Genomic DNA, 6,458 nt, shown 5'->3' on the forward strand with positions numbered 1-6,458 from the left:
ATAGGATTTACCGTATTTTTGCTGAATTTTACCAACAAGCTCGGTACGGCTACCTTCAATTTTATCTAAATCATCGTTGGTAAGATCGCCCCATTTTTGTTGCGCTTTACCTTTAAGTTCTTTCCAATTTCCTTCGATACGATCGCTATTCATAATTAGCTCCTTATTAAGAGTGATGATTTTTCATTTTAAAAGCGTTACTAATAAAATGATTTTTAACGTTCACTTATAAAGTTGCAAAGGCTATACCAGAAAGTGAAACGCTTAATATATCAACTGCTTATGCTTTTTTGGTGCGTAAAGGTTTTTAGCTGGTGGCGAGCTTTATAAAAATTCTGCAGGGTGGCTTGTAATTATTTCAGGGACTGTCACTTCAGGGGGGATTATTGCAGGGACACTGTGCTGGTTTTTATAAGTATAAAAAAAGCGAGCTATTAAAGCTCGCTTTGCTGTTTAATAAAGGAATTAATGTCTAAAGCTAGGCATTAGCGCAGGAATGCCTGGCAGCATGCCTACCAGTGCCATTACACCGGTTAATAATACAAACATTATAAGTGGGATGACCCAGCGACTCATTCGCGATAAATCAGCACTTCTTTCTTTACAGCCAATAAGGCCCAAGTTATCAAGTAGCATAGTTAGTGACCAACCAAATGCAGGGTTTACTAGGCTTGATGCAAACACCACAATGGCGGCTGATTGGGTGGTTTTACCTTCACGGGTCATTTCCATACCCGCTTCAAGTAGTGGAATAAACACCCCTACAATTAAGGCAACACATAATACTGGCTGCCAAATAGCTAAGTCCATTGGGTAACCCCAAACACCCGCGATAATACAAAATAACGCAGTTAAAATTGCGCCTGCAGGAATAGGGCGTTTTGCAATAGCAGCAGGAACAATGTAAGTGCCCCAAGATGACGCAAAGTTAGCACCGCCTAATAGCGAGCCAAAGGTTTGTCTTGTTGATGCGCTAAGCATGGTATCGTCGATATTCATTTGTACTTTTTCAGTACGCTCTGGGTAACTAATTTTTTGAAATACTTGATGGCCTAAAAAGTCAGGCGACCACATAGCAACCGCTAAAACTGCAAAAGGAAGTACAACCACAAAGCTTTCTGCTGTGGGTAAGCCAAGCATCCAGCCGGTGTTTTCGCCCCACCAGTACATAGGGTTCATGTTTGGTAAGCCCGGTGCAGTATGAAACTCAAACGGTGCGCCCAATGCAAAAGCAGTAAAACCACCAATTAAACAGCTCAGTGGCACGGCTAACCAGCGTTTTTTGTAATGCTCCAATAAAGCATAAAGTAAAATTGTGGCTAAGATTACGATAAAGGCAATATGGGTCATTTGAATTTCTTCAGCCCATGCAAATAGTTTTTTAACCTGAGAAATGGTACCCACAAAGCCTAAATAGAGAAGCAAGCCACCACATACCCCTTTACTGGTGAGCTTGGCCATGAGACTGCCGCCTTTACTGAATGCTAATATCAATCCAAAGGCACCTATGAGCAAGCCAAAGGCCATAGGGTGTCCGCCTGCGGCAACCACAATAGGAATTAATGGAATGAGTGGGCCATGAGTACCCGCTAAGTTAGCGGTCGGTAAAATAAAGCCAGAAAATAGTAAAATAAATAACGAAACAATTAAAAGTTCGTAGCGTACGTTTTCAAGTACAAAGCCATCACTCAACCCCAAAGGGCCTGCAAAAGTGGCAGCAATGGCTGCAACCATCACAACTTTACCTATAGTTGCGGCCATCGCTGGAATGGTGTCTTCAAATTCAAAGCGATAATCTCTAAACGGTAAATTTGGACGCCAGCGTTTTGGCTGCATAATTTGCAGTTCGTGCTCTAGATAAGCGTCGCGGCTTTCAAACTCAGAGCTGGGTTTATGAAGATTTTCATAGCTATCGGACACGGTTTGAGTATCCGCTCCTGGTATAGCATCAGATGAATTATCATCTAGCGGCTTGGTGGTCATGACTTCTCCTGCAACTTAGTTGCTAACTCAAAATAAAAATACAGCTTTTACAAAGCAAATGAACGTTGAGTGCGCAGGGTAAAACAGCTTGCTACAGATTGTAATTAGGCAAAAGGTCGTGCATAGCCCAGTTTAACGCTTTGTAAGTGTTAACAAAAATAGCAAAGGGATGTGTTGTAACTGGCTTGTTAAATTTAAAAGATCTTTAAATTCAGTGGTTTATGTTTTTGTTTTTACAGTGTGATCTTGCCATGTAAAATAGCAGAAAGGTCATAAAATCAGCAGATTCAGCAGCAATCATTCTTTAGTCTAATAAAGGTGGCGTTAGCCGCTATTTGCTTATTATAAATACAATAGCCGCAAAGTTGCGCAAAACGTAATAATTAAAAAGAGTATTTACTTAGCTGTAGCTTCGGTTTACAGCTTTATACCTACTAGGTATTTGAAACGAAATGCAATCACGAGCTAATTTAAGGGCATTTAAATCACTTAAAACGCCACTTGCTTTTTAATAATAAAACGATATTTTTTGCTACAATGTCGGCAAAGTATTTTAGGGTAAATAGCGTGCTGCCGGTTCAAGAAATATATAACTCACTCATTGATGCATTAAAAGCCAACCCAATCACCTTACTGCAAGCGCCGCCTGGTGCAGGTAAATCAACGTGGTTGCCATTACAGCTTATGCGCGATGGGCATTATAAACACATAGTGATGTTGGAGCCTCGGCGCTTAGCTGCACGTAATATTGCCAATTATTTAGCGCATTGCCAAAACGAAACGCTGGGGCAAAGTGTCGGTTTACGGGTGCGAGGTGAGAGTAAAGTAAGCGTACACACGCGCCTTGAAATAGTCACCGAAGGCATGCTGACACGCATGTTACAAAATGACCCTGAACTCAGTGATGTTGATTTACTGATTTTTGATGAGTTTCATGAGCGCTCTATCGCAGCAGATACCGCGCTGGCTTTTGCTTTAGAATCGCAAGCGGCGCTACGTGAAGATTTAACCATTATGCTGATGTCGGCCACCCTCGATAGCGATCGTTATACCGCATTTTTTAATTGCCCAGTTATTCAGTCAAGCGGGCGAAGTTACCCGATTGACGAAATATATTGCCCAATAAAAGATGAAAGCCGCTGGCTTGATGCCACCCCCGCTATTATAAAACAAGCACTCAATGAGCAAACCGGCAGTGCGCTGGTATTTTTACCCGGCCAGCGTGAAATACTGCGAGTGCAGCAAGCGCTGAGCGACTTGCCCAGTAATTGTATTGTTGCCACATTATTTGGCGAACAAGATAAAGCTAATCAACAAGCTGCAATTTCACCTGCGCCTCAAGGGATGCGAAAAGTAGTATTAACGACCAATGTTGCCGAAACAAGTTTAACCATTGAAGGTATTAGAATTGTTGTTGATAGCGGCAAGCGCCGTGCAGCCAGCTTTAATTTAAAAACTGGTGTGACTGAGCTTACTACGCAAAGTATATCGCGTTCATCGGCAGTACAACGCGCAGGGCGTGCAGGAAGAATAGAGCCAGGGGTTGTGTACCGGTTAGGTTCAAAACAAACTTTTGAGAGACGAAACAGCCACGATAACCCTGATATTCTTACCTCAGATATTAGCCAACTGATGCTTGAGGCAAAGCAGTGGGGCGCAAGCATTAGTGAACTCACCTTACTTGACCCGCCGAGTGAGCAACAATGCAGCCAAGCTACTAATTTATTATCTATGCTTGAAGCCATAGATAGTAACGGTAAGCTCACCACGCTGGGCAGTAAAATGTTGGGCTTTGGTGCCGATATTCGCTTAGCGCATATGTTATTAAAAGCGCAAATGTTAGAGCCACGGTTAAGTGGGGTTTATCGCTTAGCTATTTATTTAGTGGCCTTACTAGAAAGCCGAATTAACACTGCCAATGAGCTCAACCTAGCACTGCATAGTCAACAACAACGACCACATCCGGTGTTTAAGCAGCAATTAAATTATTGGTTAAAACGCTTAAAATTTACCGATAGCCGCACAGATTTAAACACTGAACATTTAAGCTTATTAGTGTCGCTTGCCTACCCAGATCGCATCGCTAAAAAACGTGGCAATGGCTACTTATTAGCAAATGGGGCAGGGGCTGAGCTAAACCCTGACTACTGGCATAATGACGAATATATAGCTATTGCCAGTATGGGCGGGCATAAAGGCGGGCGAGTTTTTGCAGCCACGGCGCTAAATCCATTAGCGCTTAAAGAGTATTTACCGCATTTATTCACTGAGTTGACCCGCTGCGAGTTTGATGAAAAAGCCGCTCGGTTTATTCATCAAGATGAAGTAAAACTTGGGGAAATTACCCTTAGTAGCCAACCAAGTAAACATAAGCTTGATAAAACAGAGCGGGCCAAGGCATGGCTTAGTTTGTTTGCCAAACAGGGCTTTTCACTGTTTAACGAGCAAAAAGAAAGTGAGCAACTACTTATTAGAATGTGCCTAGCTAGCAAATTGATGCCAGAACAGTTTCCTATTATTAGTCAGCAGCAGCTCATTGAAACAGCAGGTGATTGGTTAGGGGTATACCTTGAAGATATTAAAACCCTTGAGCAACTTAAAAAGTTTAATTATTTTGAGGCACTACAAAATTGTTTTAATTGGCAACAGCAAAGCGAGCTAAAATCTTTACTCCCACTGCGGCTAACAGTACCAAGTGGCTCTAACATAAAAATTGAATACCAACTTGATGGACCTGCCAAGCTTAGTGTGCGCATGCAAGAAGTATATGGTTTAACCAGCACGCCTATGTTAGCTAACGGTAAATTAACACTGCTAATGGAGTTGTTATCGCCAGGCAAGCGTTCACTACAGTTAACTCAAGACTTAGCGCATTTTTGGAATAGTAGTTACCGCGAGGTACAAAAAGAGATGAAAGGGCGCTACCCCAAACATTTTTGGCCAGACGATCCTGCCAATAGCATTGCCACCAATAGAATAAAAAGCAGAATGTGATCACGCTTCCTTAATGTCACTTAATGTTAAACGTTGACCATGCAAATAACGAACTTTTTGGGCGTTTTACAAGCGACTAAACTACTATTACTTTAATGCTGACATTTTACAGAGTAAGACTTACTACGCTAGTGTACATATGAGTCGTAAGGTAGCGAGCGTTTGTAACTAATTGAAGATGCAGCTAACAATCTAAAAGTGATAATAGAGGGAAGATGCATGAAAGGCGTTATCTTTAGAGGGCTTGAGGCACTGGTTATTGAAAAATGTGGCATGGCTGCATGGGACGACTTACTTGAAAAAATGCACCTGAAGGTCGTGTTTATATTTCTGCAGAAAGTTATCCAGATGAAGAAATAGTTGGTTTGGCACAAGATGTAGCAACTGCACTTTCTATGTCTATGCCTGAGGTATTAAAGGCCTTTGGAGAGTATTTATTTTCTCACTTAAAGGCACGTCACCCGGCTATAGTAGACAGCTTTAATAGTTTTGCTGATCTCATTATTAGTATTGATAAAGTAATTCATGTTGAAGTAGCTAAGCTTTATCATGAGCCTAATTTACCTGAAATTGACGCCAAAATTATTGAAGACGGGTTTATTTTAATGCGTTACAACTCTAAGCGACAGCTTTGTATGTGCGCCGAAGGGCTTATTTTTGGTGCTGCGGCTCATTATGGGGTTGATGCTAAACTTAATCATGCCCAGTGTATGCATGATGGGTTTGATTCGTGTTTAATTGAAATAAAATATGAGACTCCCCATGGCTGAAGACGACTACAATTATAAAAAAGCGTATTTGCGCGAAAAATCAGCCAGAGATCAATTAGAAACCCTACTAGAAGACAAAACACGGGCATTGTTTATTGTTAATCAAGAGCTGGAAGAAAAGCTCGAAACGGTTAAAAACCAACAAATAACCTTAATGCAAAGCGAAAAAATGGCCACGCTAGGGACACTCTCTGCTGGGATGGCTCACGAAATAAATAACCCGCTTGCTTACATAACCAGCAATGCAGAAAGTATAAATTTATAAAGCCCGTGTTGGTTTCGTTAATGACGGCGGCTCAACAATTTGTAGATAAATCGATTTCAGTATCGCAGTTAGAGTCTATTTTAGTTCAGCTTAACCAAGAGAACGATATAAGCTTTATAGTGGACGATATTGATGACTTAGTTGATGATACCCAAGAGGGATTAGAGCGTATCGCTCATATTGTTAGCAACCTTGTCGACTTTGCCAGCCTAAAAGACAACGTAACTGCAATGGCAGATATTACAGAATCATTAAATGGCACGCTAAAGTTACTCGACAACCAGTTGGGAACGTGTGCTATAGAGTTACATATAGAAAAAATACCTTTAACGCAGTGTAATTTATCATCGATGAAACAAGTATTTGTAAACTTATTAATTAATGCCAAACAGGCCTGTGATAGCCAGTACGATCAGCAGGGAAAAATCACCATTAAGCTGTTTGCT

The 6,458-nt window shown here is 41.3% G+C and carries 3 protein-coding genes and 2 pseudogenes; 3 read left to right on the top strand and 2 right to left on the bottom strand.

What is annotated here, in order from left to right; translation table 11 throughout:
* Both P20439_RS18105 and P20439_RS02655 read right to left on the bottom strand, forming a co-directional pair.
* Positions 1-153: CsbD family protein (locus P20439_RS18105; RefSeq protein ID WP_083834468.1), on the bottom strand; the 153-nt coding region annotated here is incomplete at its 3' end.
* Between the two features lie 312 nt (positions 154-465).
* A complete protein-coding gene (locus P20439_RS02655) occupies positions 466-1,983 on the bottom strand; it encodes a DUF3360 family protein (RefSeq protein ID WP_008464416.1) in 1,518 nt (505 codons plus the stop codon).
* A 567-nt stretch (positions 1,984-2,550) separates the two neighbouring features.
* On the opposite strand from P20439_RS02655, the gene hrpB reads away from it, so the two are divergent.
* The 3 genes and pseudogenes from hrpB to P20439_RS02670 form a co-directional block, all read left to right on the top strand.
* Positions 2,551-4,977: an ATP-dependent helicase HrpB gene (gene hrpB / locus P20439_RS02660; protein ID WP_008464417.1), complete on the top strand. Its 2,427-nt coding sequence runs from the start codon at positions 2,551-2,553 to the stop codon at positions 4,975-4,977.
* 219 nt (positions 4,978-5,196) lie between these two features.
* Positions 5,197-5,747 (top strand): annotated as a pseudogene (locus P20439_RS02665) (heme NO-binding domain-containing protein).
* Positions 5,740-6,458: pseudogene (locus P20439_RS02670) on the top strand (sensor histidine kinase); the annotation flags it as partial. The pseudogenes P20439_RS02665 and P20439_RS02670, both read left to right, overlap by 8 nt.

Source organism: Pseudoalteromonas sp. BSi20439 (genome assembly GCF_000241165.1).
Taxonomy (GTDB): domain Bacteria; phylum Pseudomonadota; class Gammaproteobacteria; order Enterobacterales; family Alteromonadaceae; genus Pseudoalteromonas.